The sequence below is a fragment of the Ruegeria sp. CDSB114 genome (assembly GCF_059611025.1).
In genome coordinates, this window is the sequence record NZ_JBXWOT010000005.1 from 57,884 (window position 1) to 76,781 (window position 18,898).

At 58.6% G+C, this 18,898-nt stretch carries 19 protein-coding genes; 7 read left to right on the forward strand and 12 right to left on the reverse strand.

Translation table 11 applies throughout. The features are described from left to right. Positions 1–82 precede the first annotated feature (82 nt). A complete protein-coding gene (locus AC2FIP_RS13305; protein WP_142637135.1) occupies positions 83–1,219 on the reverse strand; it encodes an alkane 1-monooxygenase in 1,137 nt (378 codons plus the stop codon). A gap of 58 nt (positions 1,220–1,277) precedes the next feature. Then, positions 1,278–2,333 (reverse strand): A/G-specific adenine glycosylase, encoded by a 1,056-nt coding sequence (mutY, locus tag AC2FIP_RS13310; RefSeq protein ID WP_496786787.1) that lies wholly within the window; start codon positions 2,331–2,333, stop codon positions 1,278–1,280. An 81-nt stretch (positions 2,334–2,414) separates the two neighbouring features. On the opposite strand from mutY, the gene AC2FIP_RS13315 reads away from it, so the two are divergent. Both AC2FIP_RS13315 and AC2FIP_RS13320 read left to right on the forward strand, forming a co-directional pair. Next, on the forward strand, positions 2,415–2,921 hold the full coding sequence (locus AC2FIP_RS13315) for a DUF721 domain-containing protein (RefSeq protein ID WP_496677841.1): 507 nt from the start codon (positions 2,415–2,417) through the stop codon (positions 2,919–2,921). A gap of 14 nt (positions 2,922–2,935) precedes the next feature. After that, on the forward strand, positions 2,936–3,598 hold the full coding sequence (locus AC2FIP_RS13320; RefSeq protein ID WP_496786789.1) for a DsbA family protein: 663 nt from the start codon (positions 2,936–2,938) through the stop codon (positions 3,596–3,598). Between the two features lie 36 nt (positions 3,599–3,634). On the opposite strand, the gene lpxK is transcribed toward AC2FIP_RS13320, so the two are convergent. Genes lpxK through AC2FIP_RS13340 form a run of 4 tightly spaced genes read right to left on the reverse strand, consistent with a single transcriptional unit; the run spans position 3,635 to position 7,985 of the window. Beyond that, positions 3,635–4,633, reverse strand: a complete 999-nt coding sequence (gene lpxK / locus AC2FIP_RS13325) for a tetraacyldisaccharide 4'-kinase (RefSeq protein WP_496786791.1) — start codon at positions 4,631–4,633, stop codon at positions 3,635–3,637. Further along, complete coding sequence (locus AC2FIP_RS13330; RefSeq protein ID WP_496786793.1) at positions 4,620–5,855, reverse strand: 3-deoxy-D-manno-octulosonic acid transferase; 1,236 nt, start codon at positions 5,853–5,855, stop codon at positions 4,620–4,622. The genes lpxK and AC2FIP_RS13330 overlap by 14 nt, the downstream gene beginning before the upstream one ends. Further along, the gene (locus tag AC2FIP_RS13335; protein WP_496786795.1) at positions 5,852–6,652 is read right to left on the reverse strand and encodes an inositol monophosphatase family protein; all 801 of its coding nucleotides are present in this window, start codon (positions 6,650–6,652) and stop codon (positions 5,852–5,854) included. The genes AC2FIP_RS13330 and AC2FIP_RS13335 overlap by 4 nt, the downstream gene beginning before the upstream one ends. Further along, a complete protein-coding gene (locus AC2FIP_RS13340; protein WP_496786797.1) occupies positions 6,639–7,985 on the reverse strand; it encodes a TldD/PmbA family protein in 1,347 nt (448 codons plus the stop codon). Before AC2FIP_RS13340 ends, AC2FIP_RS13335 begins: the two co-directional genes overlap by 14 nt. Before the next feature lie 164 nt (positions 7,986–8,149). Here AC2FIP_RS13340 and AC2FIP_RS13345 point away from each other — a divergent pair, with 164 nt between their 5' ends. Further along, the gene (locus tag AC2FIP_RS13345) at positions 8,150–8,884 is read left to right on the forward strand and encodes an FkbM family methyltransferase (protein WP_496786874.1); all 735 of its coding nucleotides are present in this window, start codon (positions 8,150–8,152) and stop codon (positions 8,882–8,884) included. A gap of 35 nt (positions 8,885–8,919) precedes the next feature. On the opposite strand, the gene AC2FIP_RS13350 is transcribed toward AC2FIP_RS13345, so the two are convergent. Continuing rightward, the gene (locus tag AC2FIP_RS13350; RefSeq protein ID WP_496786799.1) at positions 8,920–10,449 is read right to left on the reverse strand and encodes a DUF2125 domain-containing protein; all 1,530 of its coding nucleotides are present in this window, start codon (positions 10,447–10,449) and stop codon (positions 8,920–8,922) included. Positions 10,450–10,588: 139 nt separating this feature from the next. Between AC2FIP_RS13350 and AC2FIP_RS13355 the strand changes: the two genes are divergently transcribed. The 3 genes from AC2FIP_RS13355 to AC2FIP_RS13365 are packed head-to-tail and all read left to right on the forward strand — an operon-like array spanning position 10,589 to position 12,671. Continuing rightward, positions 10,589–11,332, forward strand: coding sequence for an SDR family oxidoreductase (locus AC2FIP_RS13355; protein ID WP_496786801.1), 744 nt, complete (start codon positions 10,589–10,591; stop codon positions 11,330–11,332). Further along, positions 11,329–11,937, forward strand: coding sequence for an enoyl-CoA hydratase/isomerase family protein (locus AC2FIP_RS13360; protein WP_142637113.1), 609 nt, complete (start codon positions 11,329–11,331; stop codon positions 11,935–11,937). Before AC2FIP_RS13355 ends, AC2FIP_RS13360 begins: the two co-directional genes overlap by 4 nt. Next, entirely contained in the window at positions 11,934–12,671 is a 738-nt protein-coding gene (locus AC2FIP_RS13365; RefSeq protein WP_496786802.1) for a VOC family protein, read from the forward strand. Before AC2FIP_RS13360 ends, AC2FIP_RS13365 begins: the two co-directional genes overlap by 4 nt. Here AC2FIP_RS13365 and AC2FIP_RS13370 read toward each other — a convergent pair whose 3' ends face one another. Beyond that, entirely contained in the window at positions 12,672–12,968 is a 297-nt protein-coding gene (locus AC2FIP_RS13370; protein ID WP_496786804.1) for an HNH endonuclease, read from the reverse strand. Between the two features lie 47 nt (positions 12,969–13,015). Between AC2FIP_RS13370 and AC2FIP_RS13375 the strand changes: the two genes are divergently transcribed. Next, positions 13,016–14,188, forward strand: a complete 1,173-nt coding sequence (locus AC2FIP_RS13375) for a TIGR03862 family flavoprotein (RefSeq protein WP_496786805.1) — start codon at positions 13,016–13,018, stop codon at positions 14,186–14,188. On the opposite strand, the gene holA is transcribed toward AC2FIP_RS13375, so the two are convergent. The 4 genes from holA to AC2FIP_RS13395 all read right to left on the reverse strand — a co-directional run bounded on the left by holA (position 14,185) and on the right by AC2FIP_RS13395 (position 18,797). After that, entirely contained in the window at positions 14,185–15,213 is a 1,029-nt protein-coding gene (gene holA, locus AC2FIP_RS13380) for a DNA polymerase III subunit delta (RefSeq protein ID WP_496786807.1), read from the reverse strand. The genes AC2FIP_RS13375 and holA overlap by 4 nt on opposite strands. Further along, positions 15,210–15,713, reverse strand: coding sequence for an LPS assembly lipoprotein LptE (gene lptE / locus AC2FIP_RS13385; protein ID WP_496786810.1), 504 nt, complete (start codon positions 15,711–15,713; stop codon positions 15,210–15,212). The genes holA and lptE overlap by 4 nt, the downstream gene beginning before the upstream one ends. After that, positions 15,700–18,237: a leucine--tRNA ligase gene (leuS, locus tag AC2FIP_RS13390; protein ID WP_496786811.1), complete on the reverse strand. Its 2,538-nt coding sequence runs from the start codon at positions 18,235–18,237 to the stop codon at positions 15,700–15,702. The genes lptE and leuS overlap by 14 nt, the downstream gene beginning before the upstream one ends. A 71-nt stretch (positions 18,238–18,308) precedes the next feature. Beyond that, complete coding sequence (locus tag AC2FIP_RS13395; RefSeq protein ID WP_142637277.1) at positions 18,309–18,797, reverse strand: DUF3576 domain-containing protein; 489 nt, start codon at positions 18,795–18,797, stop codon at positions 18,309–18,311. Between the last annotated feature and the right edge of the window lie 101 nt (positions 18,798–18,898).

The window sequence follows — 18,898 nt, forward strand, 5'->3', positions numbered from 1 at the left end:
TAAGGCTCTCTCGTCGATGGACCATGCATCAAAGACGCAGGGCCAGTCGTTGGGCCGGGCAGCGCGCCGAGGCACGCTGCGGTCAGGACCCTGGCATCGGGTTTTGTGACTTGTTGTAGGGTTGCCAGTCTGTGACTTCGGGGTAGTACCGGCGGCGCCAATCCCGCACACGGGGGTTCATGACACGCCGCCAGAGCGGTGGGATCATCGCGGCGATCGTCATCACTGGGTATCCGTAGGGCAGTTGCGGTGCGGTGTTCTGATCGTGATGTTGAAGCAGTGGAAATCGACGGTTGGGTTTGTAGTGATGGTCCGAGTGGCGCTGTAGATTGATCAGCAGCCAGTTCGACGCTTTTTGCGACGCGTTCCACGAATGACAGGGCAGGACGTGTTCGTATTTCCCCTGGCCCAGATATTTTCGGGTCAGCCCGTAATGTTCGACATAGTTCACCAGTTCAAGCTGCCAGATGGCGACGCCGGCCTGAATCAGAAACAGGACAAGGCCGGACCATCCTCCAATCAAACCTGCCAGGGTCAGCATACCACACTGTAATATCCAATACCGCCAGAACGGGTTTGCGCGGTCCGTCCAGGGTTGGTTCTTGCGCGCCAGTTTCTCGCGCTCGGCATGAAAGGCGGAGGCTAGGCATTGCCACAGAACACGCGGATAGAAGCGATGAAAGCCTTCGTTGTATCGTGCTGTTACCGGATCGCGCGGGGTTCCGACATAGCGGTGGTGAACCAGCAAATGTTCGGACCGGAAGTGCGAGTACAAGACCATGGCCAGCAGGATGTCGCCAAGCCCGCGCTCCAGTCGGCCCTTCTGGTGCATCAGTTCGTGGCTGTAGTTGATCCCAATCGTCCCCGAGACCACACCCATGCCAAAGAACAGGCCGATCTTTTCTGGTGAAGACAGGTGAGAGCTGTGCGTCACATACCAAAGCAGCCCGTAAAGGGTCAGGAACTGTACCGGAATCCAGGCTTTGGTCAGCAGGATATACCAGCGCAACATGCTGTCCGGCGTATCTGGGTCCGCATTTTCGAGGTCGAGCCCGGTGAGCTGATCCAGCGCGGCAAATATCCACCATGTTGAAAGCGGCACCAGCAAGACCCACCAGCCACCCACAAAGGCCGTGGCCCAAATCAATGGAATCAGCAAAAACGAGACCCAGAATGGAAGGGTGGATTGCCAGCGAGTCAATGTTTCAGATGCGATCATCAAAGGCTCCGGTCGACGCGGGACAGACTATCCGTAGATCGTGTTTCAGCATAATGTGTTACTGGTTGCGCCAGAGGTCAAATGCCTTGCGCATGACCGTCGGCAGATCGCTGGGCCGAAAGGCATGTTTATCAAGCAAGATCATGTCCTCCGGTGCCGCACCGGGCGGTAAAGAGGTTGCCCAAACCTGCAGGATCAGGTGGAAATGCGTGAACGTGTGGCGCACTTCGCCCGGTAGAACGCGCCAGTCCGATGCAAACGGCGCGGTGTCAGACGGCGCATCGGACCATTCGGATCCCGGCCATCCCAGCATACCGCCCAAAAGCCCTTTGTCTGGGCGGCGTTCAAGCAACATCGCCCCGTCCGCTGTCTGGGTAATGTAGACATGGCCATAACGTGTGGGTTTTGGCTTTTTCGGTGTTTTGCGGGGCAGATCGGCCTGGGTACCCGCAGCTTGGGAGCGGCAACGCGTGCGCATTGGACATATCCCGCATGCCGGGGATCTTGGGGTGCAGACAGTCGCACCCAGATCCATCACGGCCTGCGCATAGTCGCCCGGACGCACCGCTGGGGTCAATGCAGCTGCACGTTGCTTGAGCTGTGGTTTTGACCCCGGCAGCGGATCGTGAATGTCGTATAGGCGGGCCATGACACGTTCGACATTGCCGTCCAACACGGTTTCCGGACGATCAAAGGCAATGGCTGCAATCGCGGCGGCTGTATACGGGCCTATGCCCGGCAGGTTCAGCAGCTCATCGTGTGAGTCGGGAAAACAGCCATCATGGCTTTCAACCACAACGCGCGCGCATTTCAGCAGATTGCGGGCGCGGGCATAATATCCCAGACCGGCCCATTCCCCCATGACCTGCTCGTCAGGCGCTGCTGCCAGTGATTCAACTGTCGGCCACCGGGATGTGAACCGCAGGAAATAGTCGCGCACCGCTGCCACAGTTGTCTGCTGTAGCATGACTTCGGACAGCCAAACCCGATAGGGGTCAGGACGCATTCCGGGAGACCTATCGGCAGGACCAATGCGCCATGGCATTTCACGAGCATTGCGGTCGTACCAGGCCAGCAACTCATCGCTGAAGTCAATTTCGTGGGTGTCACGCAAGTTTTACATATCTCCTTGTCGGGTTTCGCTGGCGCCCGGTGTTCTGCCCTTTACAATAGAGAGACAGGAGTTGGAAACCAGATGCAGCCCAGACGTTCTTCGACACGCGGATTTAAACGTACTGCGACATTGCTGAACGGCCAGATCAGGCGCGCCGGGGAAAGCCGGGGATTCGCCGTTTCACGCCTGTTGACCCATTGGGCCGAGATCGTGGGGCAGGATGTGGCCTCGATCGCGCGGCCGGTTAACGTGGGCTATGGCAAGGGCGGTATGGGGGCCACGCTGACGGTGCTGACCACCGGCCCGCAGGCGCCGATGCTGGAAATGCAGAAGGAACAGCTGCGCGGTAAGGTGAATGCGGTCTATGGCTATAATGCCATCAGCCGGGTGCGCATCACCCAGACGGCTCCGACAGGATTTGCCGAGGGGCAGGCCAGCTTCGACCACAAGCCGAAACAGGTGAAACCCACAATCGAACCAGAAATTGCAGCCGAGGCAGATCGGGCTGCGCAGGGCGTCCATGATGGCGATCTGCGTACAGCCCTTGAACGTCTGGGCCGTAACGTTTTATCCAAGCAAAAACGCTGAGAAAGGGCTGATTCATGAGCCGTATTGCAATCGGAATCTGCGCGGCTGTCGCCATAGCCGCAGGTGGCTATTGGCTGTCGCTGTCAAATTCCTCTCCGTCCAACCCGCTGGTCAGCAGCGCCGAGGCACAACAGGCCGATCTGGACACTTCGACCATCTTCGAAATGGTGCAAGGGTCCGCGGACGCGCCCGTCGAGATCATCGAATATGCGTCCTATACCTGTCCGCATTGCGCGAGTTTTCATCAGGGGCCGCTGAAGAAAATCAAAAAGGACTACATCGACACCGGCAAGGTCAAGTTTACCTACCGCGAAGTGTATTTTGACAAATACGGACTTTGGGCCTCGATGGTCGCGCGCTGCGGCGGCCCCGAGAAGTTCTTCGGCATCTCCGACTTGATCTACAAGGATCAGGCTGAATGGACCCGTGCCGGTGGACCTGCGGAGATCGTGGATGAACTGCGCAAGATCGGACGTTTAGCTGGGATCACCAATGACCAGCTTGATGCTTGCCTGCAGGACGGAAATCGTGCGCAGACCTTGGTGGCTTGGTATCAGGAGAACGCAGAACGCGACGACATCAGAGCAACCCCATCCTTTATTGTGAACGGTAAGAAGGTCGACAATCAGTCTTATGAAGAATTCAAAAAGCTGATCGACGCCGAACTGGGCAGCTAAATCCAAACACGACCGGCCTGTCAGGGCCGGTCGCCTTCAGGGCGAAGGCGCGACCTGCAGTAGCAACTGTTTGACCCGGTCGCCCTCGTCCATATTTAGCCGGACGGGCAGGGTGATGACCTTGCTGCGAAACGCGGCTGGCAGACGAACCGCATCTTTTTCCGTTGTGACCATCTGAGCGCCCAGCAGGCGCGCTTCATTCTCTAGCCGTGTCATCAGAGCCGGTGTCAGGGGCTGGTGATCGTCCAGCGCCTCGGCCCGCAGCAGGGTGGCGCCCTGTTGGCGCAGGGTGGCAAAGAACTTCTCCGGATGGCCGATACCGGCAAAGGCCAGAACTGGCGTGTCGGTCCATTCCATTCCGGTCTGCAGCGGCTCGACCGCGCCGGTGGCATGCGGAACCGTCAGCATGTCCCCCCAGCGGGCGGCGAACTGTGTCTGCGCGTCTGTGCCGCCCAGCGACAGCACCAGATCGGCCCGTTGCTGCCCCACATCGACCGGTTCCCGCAGTGGACCCGCAGGCAGGCACAATCCGTTGCCGAACCCCCGCTCGGCATCCACTACGATGACCGAGAAATCCTTGGCGACCGAGGGGTTCTGAAACCCGTCATCCAACAGGATTACCGTTGCCCCGGCCTGGGCAGCGGCTTTTGCGCCCGCGGCGCGGTCCTTGGCCACCCAGACATCCGCAAATGCGGCCAGCAGCAGCGGTTCATCCCCGACTTCTGCCGCCGTATGTTTGCCAGGATCGACGCGCACAGGTCCTGTCAGTGCGCCGCCGTGGCCTCGGGTGACAACATGGGTCTGATGCCACGCGTCCCGCAGCTGTTCGATCATCCAGATCACGGTTGGTGTTTTGCCGGTCCCGCCTGCATTCAGGTTTCCAATGCAGATAACAGGGACGCCTGGGTTGAAACCTGCTTCCGAGGCCAACCTGCGGGCTGTCGCCGCCGCATAAACCCGTCCCAACGGGGACAGCAGCCGGGCCCTGAGGTCCAACTGATCCGGAGCGGTGTTCCAAAAGTCAGGTGCCCGCATCGTCGGTGCTCCGTTCGTCCAGATAGTCCTGTACCAGTTCGATTAGCTGATCTGATTGCGGCGCGCCGTCGGTCACGATCTGCCAGCCTGCCAAAGCCATATCCGCCGCGCGGTCAGGCGCAAGTAACTCTGCCACGGCATCCCCAAGTTCGGTTGCGGTTCTGACCGTCAAAGCGGCGCCTGCCTGGTCCAGCTGATCGTAGGCTGTCTGATGCTGGTCAACATGTGGGCCATGTATGACAGCCGATCCCAGGGCGGTCGCACCAAACGGATCCTGTCCCCCGTCGCCCCGTTCGAGCGAGTTGCCGATAAAGGACACTGCCGAAACACGGTACCACAAGCCCAAATCCTCTGGGTCCGAGGACAAGATGACCTGTGTGGTATCTTCAATCATGCCGCCATCGTCCCAGTTGATGCAGCGCAAGTCCATGGCTTCGAGCCGCCGGTGCAGTGGGGCGGCTTCCTGTATGTCGGCGACATGCAGGATTAAGGTCAACCGGGGCAGCATCCGCATGGCCTGACGGTGGGCGCTGAGGACCGAGATGAACTCTTTATCCTTCACCCAGGCCGCAAGCCAGATGGGTCTGCTTGAAAAGGCGTGATTGGTTTCGATCAGTTCGTCTTCGGGCCACGGAGAAGGGTTCGGACTTATCAGCAGAGGAGGCGCCTCGCTGACCTTGGTGAAGGCGATTCCCAGTTTGCGGATCTGCCGGGCCGTTTCGTTGCTGGTAGCCAGAATTCGTTGAAAGCAATCGAGAGTGTACCGGCTGATATCGGGCAGCCACCGGGTCCCACGCGCGGTGTTCAGGTCGATTTCAGCTTCGATCAGGATCAACGGCACTTCGCGCTCGTGGGCACGGGTAATCACATTGGGCATCAGCCCGCCGCCAACCCAAATGCCAATATTCGGGCGCCAATGGTCCAGAAACACCCGCGCGGCGCCGGTTTGTTCCGAAGGTAGGTTCACAAGTATGTATTTCGAGCAGTCCCACTGACTCAAGTCCGCTTCGGGTGGGGCCGACAGGACAACCGACAGGCCCGGGCGCGACTGCAGCAGCCTGTGGCAGAAATCCATCATCGCGCGAAGGCGACCCGGATTGGCGATGTGAATCCAGATCAGATCTCCTGATGGTCGAGGCACATAGGGTTGGTCCCCGTTGCCGGGTACGCCCCACGAAAGCACGCGATAGGCCGCCAGACTAAGGGATCGCGGTTTGTTCATGGCGCAATGCCCGCACTGTCTGGGTCAATCTGATCCGCCAGTTGCCGGTGCAATGGCGTATTTGCCGCGATGACACCATTCAGGCGCGGATGTGGGTTGTTAAAGCGCAGTGGGGCGCCAAGCCGGTCCGTACATATGCCACCTGCCTCTTGGACGATCAAATCCCCTGCCGCGATGTCCCATTCCCAGCTGGGGCGCAGTGTCAACATTCCGTCAAAGCGACCTTGCCCGATCAATGCCAACCGATAGGCAAGCGACGGGCGATAGTTTCGACGGAATTGAGGAACCCGGCCCTGACACCAGTGCCGGCTGTCCAGATTGGGTTTTGCGGCCAGGATCTCGGCCGTCGTGATGTCTTGGGTGTCCGATACGACAATCGGCGCGCCGTTTAGTGTGGCCCCTTGGCCCTTGGCCGCCGCATACAACAGGTCACGCAAGGGCAGGTAAATGACCGCCGCCGTCACCTGACCATGTTCCGCCACAGCCAGGGAATGCGCCCAGGTCGAGGAACCTTCGGTGAAGCTGCGGGTGCCGTCGATCGGGTCAATGATAAAAACCCGGTCCCGGGACAGGCGATGCTGGGTGTCCTCGGTCTCTTCGCTGAGCCAGCCGTAACCCGGTCGCGCAGAGGGCAAGCGCTGTTCGAGCATCGCATTCACGGCCAGATCAGCCTCGGTTACTGGGCCTGCACCATCGGGCTTATCCCAGCGTTGTGCTTTTGCCCCGGAATACCGTGTTGCGATCTTTCCAGCCTCGCGCGCGGCGTCAATCAGCAGGGGCAGGTCAGTTGCCGGCAAGTGTCATTCCCTCGATCAGCAACGATGGGACCACACGCGACAAATAGGGGCGGGCGTCATTCGCCGGAATAATCCGCAGAAGCATATCGCGCAGATTTCCGGCGATGGTGCATTCGTTGACCGGATGGGTGATCTCTCCGTTTTCGACCCAAAAGCCCGAAGCCCCACGAGAGTAATCCCCTGTATTGGGGTTGATGGTCGATCCGATCATTGACGTTACCAACAGTCCGGTGCCCATATCGCGCAGCAGCTCTGCACGGCTGCGCTCGCCCTGTGTCAGGCTGAGGTTCCAGTTGCTTGGCGACGGAGGCCCAGACACGCCCCGCGTAGCATTTCCTGTCGAGGCCATCTTGAGTTTGCGTGCGCTGGACAGGTCCAATGTCCAGCCCGTCAATACACCGTTTTCGATGATCGCTCGGCGTTGTGTGGGCAGGCCTTCTGCATCAAAGGGGCGCGACCCTGACATGCGCGGGCGATGTGGGTCTTCGATCAGCGAAAGATGTTCCGGCAGAACCTGTTGTCCAAGACAATCCGACAACCAGGACGAGCCGCGCGCGATGGAGATACCGTTGCTGGCGCCCAGAAGATGCCCGATCAACGAAGATGAAATCCGTTCATCGAACAGAACCGGATAGACGCCTGTTGCAGGCTGGCACGCGCCAACCTGCGCCACAGCACGTTCGCCTGCGGTCCGACCAATCTGGTCCGGGTTGCGCAAATCGCTTTGGAATGTGCGGCTGTCGCCGTCATAATCGCGCTCCATCCCGGTACCCTGGCCCGAGATTGCTACGCAGGAGGTTGACCGGCTGCTGCGCTCATACCCGCCGGAAAAGCCGTTTGTGGCTGCCAGATGCACCCGATGGGTACCATAGGCGGCCGCCGCGTCCGAAACCTGTGAGACGCCTTCAACCGCCAGCGCCGCAGATTCCGCCGCCAGCGCATCATTCAGAAGATCTTCAGCTGTGGGCTCCGGCGCGGGATCGCACAGTTCCAATGCCTGAATGTCCCAATCCCGGATCAACTGAGCCTCATTCGCCAGGCCGGTAAACGGGTCTTCGGGGGCTTCGCGGGCCATAGCGACGGCGCGTTCGGCCATGGCTGTCAGAGTTTCGGACCGGCTGTCGGAACTGGAGACGATGGCCTGTCTTTGGCCCAGAAACACCCGCAGCCCCAGATCGGTACCCTCGGACCGTTCGGCGGCCTCAAGCGCACCGGAGCGTACCTCGACCGAGACCGAAGACTCGTCCAGCACAATGGCATCCGCGGCCTCGGCCCCGGCCTTACGTGCCGCATCCAGCAGGTGTTGGCTGATCTCTTCGGGTGTGCGCATCATGTGGCCTCCGGTCTTGTTTCTTTGGACCTATCGTCCGCCCGTCCGTCCCGCAAGACCTGCGGTCATTTTCGGGGGTTTGCAGAAAGGCCAGAAAGGCGAATTTCGCATGTGGCTGCAATAATTCCGCTGTTTTGTCCGTAGCCGTAGGTTAGTAGTTGATCCAAGTGGATGAGAATGAGACGACTGGGCAGGAAGAACGGGCAGGCGACAACATGCAGAACAATCTATCGCTGCGCGGGGTTACAATCCCCGATGATCCGCAGATCATTACGCCTAAGGTCAAGCGTTCAATCCTGGCTGAGCGTTACGAAAAAGACGAAGTGACTGGTCTGCCGAAATTTATCGGCCCGAAGGATCGCGTGGTAGAGCTGGGCGCTGGGATCGGCTTCATCTCATCCTATCTGGTGACGCAACTTGGTGTACGCCACGCAATGTGCATCGAGGCGAACCCGACGCTGTGTGAATTCATCGGCCGTGTCCACAAGGCAAATGACATTGCGAATGTCGAGGTGGTGAACGCGGTTGCCCTCGGCGATACACGGGTTCCCGGAACGGCCCGATTTTACATACGCGAACCGTTCTGGTCCTCATCTCTGGACCCTGATCCGGACTATGTCAGTGAGGTCAGCGTGCCGGAACGCCCTCTGTCAGAAATTCTGCGGGACTTTGAAGCCAACGTGCTGATCGTCGATATCGAAGGGGGCGAGAAGTTTCTGTTCGACGGGGTCGATCTTGTGAATGTCCAGAAAGTCTATCTTGAGGTCCACACCCGTAAGATCGGATTGCATGGGATCAAGGCTTGTTTCGATCATCTTTCGGCACTTGGGTTTGCCTACGATCAACGTGTCAGCAGCGGTGGGTCGGTGCTGTTCCGGCGTGTTCGCCGGCGCTCGTCGTAAAAGGGAAGGCAGCCGGGCCGCCTTCCCTGTTTCTTTTATTTGATGCGCTGTCCATTGGCCAGAATTTGACCATCTTCCTTGAACTCGATTGTCGAATTCAGCGTGTCGGGCTCTTCCCCTGGCACTGCCATGAGACCCATCATCATTCGCGCGCCCATTGCGTCTTGCTCGGCAATCAGACCCATACCGATCAGAGTGTCGATCAGGGCATTCGCACCAACCAGTTGCAGGTTCGCAACGCCAGCGGGGGTCGGCATACCGCCCAGTTCCTCAGTGTTGGAATTGTCGAAGGTGAAGTCACCATCGCCGGACAGTTCCGCACCGACCATAGAGACCAGCAACTCGTTGATCGTCAGAGAGTGCAATTCACCCGGCGCTTCGTCCGCAAACTCAAGCGCCTCTACGGCCTCGGGGTCAAAGAAGTTGGTCAGCACTTTGGCCGTACCGGAAAGGTCCAGCGCAATCGTGGCCGGATCGCGTGGCAGGGCGGCTGCGGGGTCAAAAATGCTCCACAGCACGTCTGACATGGTGAAGTCCGTCAAGTTTATCGCCAGCCCAAAGGGTTGAATCTCTTCGGATTCCTGTACCGGGAATTCAAACTCGAAACCGCCACTTTCCATGGCAATTTCGATTGGAAAGGGCAGTTCCGCCGTAGTTACAGCAATTTTGGCGCTGTTTTGTTCGACGTCATAAGCAATTCGGTTAGCGTCGATGCTGCCGGAAAGCCGTCCACCTTCGGATTCGCTGGCCATCGAAAAGTCTTCGCCTTCGCTGCTGCCCGCCATCGAAGACTGGCCCGATCCGTATGTAAAGAGACCCGAGAAGGCAAAGCCAGCGTCATAGAATGCCTGCGGGTCAGAGAAATCGAAATCTGAAGGGATAATGCTGGTGCCGTCGAAGGCCAGATCGCCAAGCGTGCCGTCGAATTTTCCAGCGTCGTCGCTTTCGGGATCCTGAAATGCCAAGCTGTAGGTCATCTCTGATGCCGTAAAGCTTTGGTCGATATCGCGGTTTTCGCCGATCTTCATTTGCGAGCTGCCGCTCACATCCGCCATTTCAAGGTAGCCACCAACCACTTCGGGCGGCAACGTTTCACCGTCGACTTCGATGTTACCCAGCTTGATTCCAAGGCTGTCTGCAGAGTAATCGTAAGTCACATCATCCGGATCGCCAGAGACGGTCATAACAAGCCCACTGTGGACGTATTCGATATCGACTGTAAATGACTCGTCCTGACCATCGACATTGCCGGTGACGGTCATGGGGAAACTTTCCGGGACACCAATATTGACGCTCCCGTCGCCATTGTCGGTGAGGGTCATTTCAGGCATGGCCATGCTGAACGATCCCTCTTCTTCCGGGAGGTCCATCGACATCGTCAGGTTTTCGATGGTGATACCATTGCCGGTATCTGTCTGGTCACCTGATACAGTATAGCCCATCTGCGCCAGATAGGACTGCCAGTCATCCCAGACTTCCTGTGGAGTAACGTCGGCAAGCGCCCCCTGCGAAATGACAGTGTAGGCCAGAACTGCGCCGCAGGTGCGGCGGAGAAAAACGGACATCATAGAACCCTTCTTGATCAAATTTGCGCGCATGGTGATGCCGGTGGCGGCGGGCGTCAAGGGGGAAGGGCTGGACCCATTCCCCGTTCGCAGGATAGAGGTTCATTAATTCTCAGGACAATGGAGGTACTGGAACCTTATGCAGGGGAAAACCGTACTGATCACTGGGGCCAGTCGCGGCATCGGGGCCGAGGCAGGGCGCGTATTTGCCGCAGCAGGGGCTAATGTCGTGCTTGTGGCGCGTAATCGGGATCAAATTCAGGTACTGGCGTCGTCGCTTGGTGAAAACGCTATTGCACTGGCCTGCGACGTCAGTGACTTCGCCCAGGTCGAGCTGGCCGTGGCAGAGTGTGTAAACAAGTTTGGCGGGCTGGATGTTCTGATAGGCAATGCTGGTGTCATTGACCCGATTTTCCATTTATCCAGCGCCGATGTCACGTCCTGGGGTAAAGCGATCGACATCAACCTCAAGGGCGTATTTCACGGAATGCGCGCCGCGCTGCCGGTCATGCGTGCCGCGGGTGGCGGCACTGTCCTGACGGTCTCTTCCGGTGCGGCGTCGAACCCAGTCGAGGCCTGGAGCCATTATTGCGCCTCGAAGGCAGGGGCCAAGATGCTGACGGAATGTCTGCATCTTGAGGAATCCTCCCATGGGATCCGCGTCATGGGCCTGTCGCCCGGCACGGTTGCAACCGATATGCAGCGGGTCATCAAGGCCAGCGGGATCAACGCCGTAAGCCAGTTGGATTGGACCGATCATATCCCCGCCGATTGGCCGGCGCGGGCGCTGTTGTGGATGTGTTCGTCAGACGCGGATGAGTTTCTAGGCACCGAAATTTCGCTACGGCGCGAGGATATTCGGCAAAGGGTTGGATTGACGTGATTGAATTGAACAAAGCGGACGGGCTGTGGACAGTCACGCTCAACAACCCCGACAAGGCAAATGCGCTGACCGGTGCGATGCTGACCGAGCTGTGCGAGATTGCCGAGGCCGCTACCGACGCAAGTGCGCTGATCCTGACCGGGGCTGGCAAAGTGTTCAGCGCCGGCGCCGATCTGGAAGAGGCGCGCGCCGGCCTGGCGACCTCGGATCTGTGGGAGCGGTTGTCGGCTGCCATCGCCGCGTTACCCTGCCTGACGGTTGCCGCACTGAACGGAACGCTGGCTGGTGGGGCCAATGGCATGGTTCTGGCCTGCGATATCCGCATCGCCGTACCGGAAGCCAAGTTCTTTTATCCGGTTATGAAGCTGGGTTTTCTGCCACAACCCTCTGATCCCGCACGCATGGCGGCCCTGATCGGTCCGGCTCGGACAAAGATGATCTTGATGGCCGGGCAAAAGATCACTGCGGATGAGGCTTATGCCTTTGGGCTGGTCGATCGCGTGGTTGCACCTGAAGACCTGATGCAGACCTCCCTTGATCTGGTGGCTGACAGCGTCGCCGCCAATCCTGAAATTGCGACCGGTATTGCGCGGTTATGTTCATGAGGTTGTCTGCCCTGCGTCTGCGCGTGGCTGACACGGATCGTCTTGCCGAGTTTTACAGGGATGCAATGGGTATGACTGTACGCCGGCAGGGCGCAAGCCTGCGATTGGGATATGTCGGGCAGGATGCCGATCTGCTTTTGATGCCCGGCGGGGGCGGGTACACACATGATTGGGGCCAGAGATATTGGAAGATCGGCATCACCCTGCCGGATGTTGATCTGGCTGCCGCTTTTTTGCGCGAAAAAGGCATCGAGGTTTCAGAGCCGGACCAGTTTCTGGATATCGGCTATATGTGCCACCTGACTGATCCCGAGGGTTTCGTGATCGAACTGCTGCAACACGATTTCCGTGGCAATCGCCCGGACGGTATCGCCGATCCCAAGACCCCTTTCGCGGATGCGCGTATTGGACAGATCACCTTGCGCACCGGGAATATCGCGGTCGAGGATGCCTTTTGTCGTGCACAGGGGATGCAGCTGCTATCTGTGCAGGATGTGGCACAATATGGGTTCGATCTGCACTTTTATGCTTTCACCGACGAGGTTCCCCCTAATGCCGACCTGTGGTCTGTTGAGAACCGCGAATGGCTTTGGAAACGCCCCTATACCACGCTCGAGTTTCAGCACAGCGCAGGTGCTACGTTTGCTCGGGCTCCCGATTTTCGGGGGCTTGAGATGCAGGGCTTGGCCCAGCCCGGCCATGATGCTTTTGGCGACCCAGTCCTGCCGGGCTGATTACCGACGACGCCGTTTTCCCGGCACTCTGGATCGAAAATCAGGGGGCCGTTTGCGAATCCAGCTCAGAAATCTTTCTAGGCGAGGGTGGGCGCGCAAAGCTTCGATCGTATTGAAATCCCGTGCCAGCTCCGCTTCGGTCAGGGTGGCGTGGATCTCTTTGTGGCAGATCACATGCAGAAAAACCGTGGGGCCGCCCTTGCCCCCTTTCAGTTTTGGGATCAGATGGTGCAGGCTACCGTTCCCATCGGGGATCGGCCGGTCGCAGAGGGGGCAGATCGGGTCGTGGTCGGTCATATCAGCGTAACGTCGCGCCGCAGGGCGCGAAAGGCAAGAGGACAGCAATGGCACAAGCCGTCGTGATCGGAGGCGGGCCAGCGGGCCTGATGGCGGCGGGTGAACTTGCCGCCGCAGGTCATGATGTGCTGGTGGCCGAGGCCAAACCCTCGGTTGCCCGAAAGCTCTTGATGGCAGGGAAGTCTGGCCTGAACCTAACCAAGAATGAACCGCTCGAAACACTTTTGTTGTCTTATGGACCCGCCGCTGAGTGGCTACGCCCTTTGGTGGCGGAATTTGATGCTGCCGCCGTTCAGGACTGGGCGCGTGATCTGGGACAAGAGGTATTTACAGGCTCAACGGGGCGGGTGTTTCCAAAGGCTATGAAGGCCTCACCTCTGTTGCGGGCTTGGCTGGGGCGTCTTGATGCGGCTGGTGTGCAAATCAAAACCCGATGGCGGTGGACCGGATGGAACGGCGATGCTCTGGAATTCGATACTCCGGAAGGTCACCGGCAGATTGAGGCTGACACGACGATTCTGGCCATGGGCGGCGCAAGCTGGGCGCGATTGGGATCGGATGGAGCTTGGGCCCCACTGTTGCAAGGGGCGGGTGTCGACCTGTCGCCATTTGCCCCGGCGAACTCGGCCTTGTCAGTGGATTGGAGCGCACATATGCAGCCGCATTTCGGCGCTGCGATCAAATCCGTTGGGTGGACTGCCGGGGGTGTGATCAGTCGCGGCGAGGCGACGATTTCATCCAAAGGCCTTGAAGGCGGAGGGCTCTATTCCCTGACGCCCGCTTTGCGAGAAGGAGCGCCGTTGAGTGTTGATCTGGTTCCCGATCTGGATGTAACTACCTTGCAGCAGAAAATTGCAGCCAAGAAATCCAAGACGACGCAGTCGCAATGGATGAAGAAATCTCTGCATTTGTCTCCGCAAAAGATCGCTCTGTATCACGAGATGAACAGGGGAAGCGGCCTGAGTGTCGAAACGTTGAAATCTCTGCCCCTCAGCCACGCGGGGTTGCGGCCAATGGATGAGGCAATCTCAACCGTCGGAGGTGTTCGGCAAGGCGCTTTGGACGAAGGGTTGATGCTAAAATCCAGGCCCGGAATGTTCTGCGCCGGCGAGATGCTGGATTGGGAAGCTCCGACCGGTGGCTATCTGCTAACTGCCTGTCTGGCGACAGGGCGATGGGCCGGGCGATCAGCTGCAAACTGGCTGGCGCGGACCGCTTAACGCGACTTTGCCAGCATCGCCAGACGGATCATGGCACGTTCGACCAAAGCCATGGCTGGGGCCGTTTGCCCAGCTGACCGCAATGACAGATCCGTATCAGTCAGAACGGTCAAAGCGGTCTGCAGTTTGGGTGCCCCCCATCCCTGTGCTTGTCGCAGAATACGATCACGCCGCTTTCCATAGACGGGTGGGCGCAGCTTGCCGACGCCCTGTGCCGCACCACCGGGATCGGCGGCACAGGCGTAAAGCGTTCGAAAGTGCCGGGTTGCTCCGATACACAGGCTGACCGCATTTGTACCTTGCGATTGCAGCCGTCGTATCAGCGGGCTAATCTCTCCGGCTCTGCCTTCGGCGACCACGTTCAGGACATCGTCCAGGGCGGCTTCGGTCGAGCTGGGTGCACAGGCCCCGATATCTTCGAGAGCCAATTCAGTATCGTCTCCGCGCTTGTAAAGAGACAATTTTTCAATGGTTTGCGTAAAGTCCCCGGGGCTGATGGCCGTGGCAAGTTCGGTGATGGCCGACATTGCATCCGGTGGAATGTTATTGACTCCGGCCTGTGCCAGAACCCGTTCAACCTCGGCCCTAGAGGGCGGATCGTCATAGATCCCAACGGCATAGGCTGCGGGATGCGACTCGAATGCCTTACGGATCTTTGAACTGGGTTTGAGCTGCCCAGCAGTCACGATGATCTGAGCGTCGCCCGTTGCCCAATCCTCGAATGCGGTAATGATGGCAGGGGCGGCGACATCAGTTGCATCTTCGACGAAAACTGCACGTGGGCCGGGGAAGAACCCGACAGCCTTGACCGCGTCCAGCAACAGAGCCGGTTCCCCGCGCAGATCACCACCTGGCATTCGGGTCAGGCGCATTTCCTCTTCGGCGCCTTCTCCCAGCAGGGCTGACAAGACCTGTTGCCGTTTCAAGGCCACACGCATCGCATCGGATCCGTAGATCAACAACCCTGCCTTGCCAGCGTCCGGTTTGGCGAAATACCCCTCAGCCTCGCGCGGGCTGAGCTTCATTGGGTCAGGCCCGGTGCTGCATAAAGGCGGTTCACGATTTGATCGGACAGGATGATCATCAGCCTCTCGGTCGCGTCACGTTCGTCCGCAAGCGTCGAGACGGTTGAGCCTGCAGCGGAATAGCCCACGAAATCATGGACATTTCCTGATACTAGAATCCGCCCGGTTTCAGCGGACCTGAGGGAAAATTCCGCGCGCCCTTCGATTGTATACCGGTTGGTCTCGTTGGTAGTCGTGATCGCTGCAGATTGCGTGGCCGTAGCAACCGTAACATCCAGATCATACAGTTTTTGTGCGCTCGCATCCCGGCCCAGCCGCTGTTCCAAATTCTGGACAAGCAAATAGCTTTCCACGGAATTTGGCTCAGTTACAGCAACTTTACCATGCAATGCTTCACCTGTTCCGCCCGGCGCGTAAACGGGTTGGAACCCGCATGCGGTCGCCAGCAAGCAAGCAGCCAGCGGCGTCAACAAAAGGCTTCTGCGATTAAACAACGACATTCACGATCCGACCTGGAACAACGATCACTTTCTTCGGCGCGGCACCGTCCAGTGCCTTTTGCACAGCTTCGGTGCTGAGCGCGATTTTTTCAACCTCTGCCTTGTCCATATCTTTCGGAACGCTGACTTCCGCGCGGCGTTTGCCGTTGATCTGGATCGGCAGGGTTACAGTGTCATCGACCAGCATACCTTCGTCCGCGACGGGCCAGGGGGCTGTTGCGATCAAACCTTCGCCGCCCTGATGCGCCCAGATATCTTCGGCCAGATGTGGTGTCATCGGCGACATCAACTGTGCCAGCGTCTTTATCGCCTGCTTTTGGGCCGCTGCACCCGCTTTGGATTTTGCCAGCGTATTGGTAAACGCATAGAGCTTTGCAATGGCGGCATTAAAGCCGAAGCTTTCAACACCAAGCGTCACGTCATGGATGGCTTTGTGCATCTCGCGCAGCAGGTCTTGATCCCCGTCGCCTTTTGCCTCGGGGTCCATCGCGCCGATCTTGTCGCAGAGGTTCCAGACACGGTTCAGGTGCTTGAATGCAGCCTCTGCGCCTGATGCTGTCCACTCCACATCCCGCTCGGGCGGTGAATCGGATAACACGAACCAGCGCGCGGTATCCGCGCCGAAGGCCGAGATAATGCTGACCGGGTCGACCACGTTTTTCTTGGATTTCGACATCTTGGCCGAGGGGATGATTTCGACCTCCGTGCCGTCGGCGAGCTTGCCGTCGGTCACATCCTCGGGCAGGTGATAGACCGGACGGCCATTGGCGTCGCGGGTTTGATAAATCTCGTGCGTGACCATGCCTTGGGTAAATAAGGCATCAAAGGGCTCGATGGCCTTTTTCGGCAAATGGCCAGTGATCTGCATCGCCCGCGCAAAGAAGCGGGAATAGAGCAAGTGCAGGATAGCGTGTTCGATGCCGCCGATATACTGATCGACATTCATCCAGTATTCAGCCTCGGCCAGATCGGTCGGCGTTTCCGCGTGCGGAGCCGTAAAGCGGGCGAAATACCATGACGAATCGACGAACGTATCCATCGTGTCGGTTTCTCGCTTGGATGGCGCACCGCAAGACGGGCAGGCGCAGTCGCGCCAGGTCGGGTGGCGGTCCAGAGGATTGCCCGGTTTGTCAAAAGTGACATCGTCGGGCAGGCGGATCGGCAAGTTTTCTTTCTTTTCGGGCACCACGCCGCAGGATTCGCAATGCACCACGGGAATCGGGCACCCCCAATAGCGCTGACGCGACAGACCCCAATCGCGCAGACGGTATTTGGTAACGCCTTCGCCCCAACCCGCTTTTTCGGCGAAATCGACGGTGGTGTTGATTGCGTCATCACCCGTGGCGTCGGTCAGCCCGGCAAAATGGTTTACCCAGCGGACTTTTTCGGTTTTCGGCGGAACGAATGCGGTTTTGTCGACCGGCGTGTCATTATCAAGCGCAAAGAACGTGTCGACGACGGGCAAACCGTACTTACGGCAGAAATCCAGGTCGCGCTGGTCGTGGGCCGGGCAGGCAAAGATGGCGCCGGTGCCGTAATCCATCAGGATGAAATTGGCGATCCAGACCGGCAGCTCCCAATTCGGATCCAGCGGGTGTTTGACCTTGATACCAGTGTCATAGCCCAGCTTTTCGGCGGTCTCTATGGCCTCTTCCGTGGTGCCGCCCTTGCGGCATTCGGCAACGAACTCAGCCACTTCGGGGTTTTCGGCCTCAAGTTGCTTGGCAATCGGATGGTCCGGAGAGATGCCGACGAAAGACGCACCCATCAGTGTATCGGGGCGCGTTGTATAGACGGCGATTGGCTCACCACCATCGATGCGTTCAAAGCCAAACTGCAGCCCGCGCGACTTGCCGATCCAGTTTTCCTGCATCAGGCGCACTTTTGCAGGCCAGTTCTCCAGCGTGTCCAGCGCATCCAGTAATTCCTCAGAGTAATCGCTGATCTTGAAGAACCATTGCGTCAGCTCGCGCCGTTCAACCAATGCGCCCGAGCGCCAGCCGCGCCCGCCTTCGACTTGTTCATTGGCCAGTACGGTCATATCGACTGGATCCCAGTTCACCACTGCGTTCTTGCGGTAAACCAGACCGGCCTGCAGCATATCCAGGAACAGCGCCTGTTGCTGGCCGTAATATTCTGGGTCGCAGGTGGCGAATTCGCGGGACCAGTCGATGGACAGGCCCAGAGGCTTCATCTGGCTGCGCATGTCGGCGATGTTGCCATAGGTCCAGTCTTTCGGGTGACCGCCAATAGCCATCGCAGCGTTTTCTGCAGGCATCCCGAACGCGTCCCATCCCATCGGGTGCAGCACGTTATGGCCGGTCGCAAGCTTGTGGCGCGCGATTACGTCGCCCATCGTATAGTTGCGCACATGTCCCATATGGATGCGGCCAGACGGGTAGGGGAACATTTCAAGCACATAATATTTCGGCTTGTCCGCCTTGTGGTTGGCGGTGAAGATTCCGGCCTTGTCCCAGGCCTCTTGCCATTTTGCTTCGATTTCGGTGGCCGAATAGCGCGACATCGTGCGGTCCTTCGTAATGAAAACGCCGGGCATGAACCCGGCGTGGTAATATTGTGATTTGAAGCGGGTTGCTAGAGCTTGTTGTCCGCAATGCGCAGCTGACGGGCGCGGGACAGGATTGCATCTTCGATTGCGCGTGTGGTTGCCGCGCTGACCGGGGCACCCCCGCTGGTCTGCAGCGCAACCGACAAGGATCGTGCCGCCAGGGCGGGATCGCTGATGTGAACCGTGGCCCTGTATTGCCGTCCGCCACCCGGAGGCGTGCCGTAACCTGTTACGATTACACCGGTAAAGGGATCGACTTCCTGCACAGGCAGAAAGTTAAGGACATCCAGCGAGGCAGCCCACAGATAGCGGTTCACATTGGTAACCTGCTCGGCGTCTGCGGTGTTGAATACATCCCAGATCGTTGAGCGATTCGGATCGTTCAGCTCACGCTCGTCCGAGCGACCGCCATCCACATTGAGTGGCGTTGCACTGGGTTCTGCGTTGCGATTCTGTCCGCAAGCCGACACCGCGGCTGTCACTATGATCAAACCGAAAATTGTCTGCAGGCGCATGTTGGACAGGTTCCGTTTCGTTGGTTTTAGGTTATTCACGTTACTCCTAGACAAGGTCTGGTTCGTCAACAAGCTTAATCTTGTCACATCCAGAGCAGGCT

Bases quoted from the DNA above. Each gene is read 5' to 3' on its own strand.
- AC2FIP_RS13305 (WP_142637135.1), bottom strand. From the start codon at position 1,219: ATGATCGCATCTGAAACATTGACTCGCTGGCAATCCACCCTTCCATTC.
- AC2FIP_RS13315 (WP_496677841.1), top strand. From the start codon at position 2,415: ATGCAGCCCAGACGTTCTTCGACACGCGGATTTAAACGTACTGCGACA.
- AC2FIP_RS13320 (WP_496786789.1), top strand. From the start codon at position 2,936: ATGAGCCGTATTGCAATCGGAATCTGCGCGGCTGTCGCCATAGCCGCA.
- lpxK (WP_496786791.1), bottom strand. From the start codon at position 4,633: ATGCGGGCACCTGACTTTTGGAACACCGCTCCGGATCAGTTGGACCTC.
- AC2FIP_RS13330 (WP_496786793.1), bottom strand. From the start codon at position 5,855: ATGAACAAACCGCGATCCCTTAGTCTGGCGGCCTATCGCGTGCTTTCG.
- AC2FIP_RS13340 (WP_496786797.1), bottom strand. From the start codon at position 7,985: ATGATGCGCACACCCGAAGAGATCAGCCAACACCTGCTGGATGCGGCA.
- AC2FIP_RS13350 (WP_496786799.1), bottom strand. From the start codon at position 10,449: ATGTCCGTTTTTCTCCGCCGCACCTGCGGCGCAGTTCTGGCCTACACT.
- AC2FIP_RS13355 (WP_496786801.1), top strand. From the start codon at position 10,589: ATGCAGGGGAAAACCGTACTGATCACTGGGGCCAGTCGCGGCATCGGG.
- AC2FIP_RS13365 (WP_496786802.1), top strand. From the start codon at position 11,934: ATGAGGTTGTCTGCCCTGCGTCTGCGCGTGGCTGACACGGATCGTCTT.
- AC2FIP_RS13370 (WP_496786804.1), bottom strand. From the start codon at position 12,968: ATGACCGACCACGACCCGATCTGCCCCCTCTGCGACCGGCCGATCCCC.
- AC2FIP_RS13375 (WP_496786805.1), top strand. From the start codon at position 13,016: ATGGCACAAGCCGTCGTGATCGGAGGCGGGCCAGCGGGCCTGATGGCG.
- holA (WP_496786807.1), bottom strand. From the start codon at position 15,213: ATGAAGCTCAGCCCGCGCGAGGCTGAGGGGTATTTCGCCAAACCGGAC.
- lptE (WP_496786810.1), bottom strand. From the start codon at position 15,713: ATGTCGTTGTTTAATCGCAGAAGCCTTTTGTTGACGCCGCTGGCTGCT.
- leuS (WP_496786811.1), bottom strand. From the start codon at position 18,237: ATGTCGCGCTATTCGGCCACCGAAATCGAAGCAAAATGGCAAGAGGCC.
- AC2FIP_RS13395 (WP_142637277.1), bottom strand. From the start codon at position 18,797: ATGCGCCTGCAGACAATTTTCGGTTTGATCATAGTGACAGCCGCGGTG.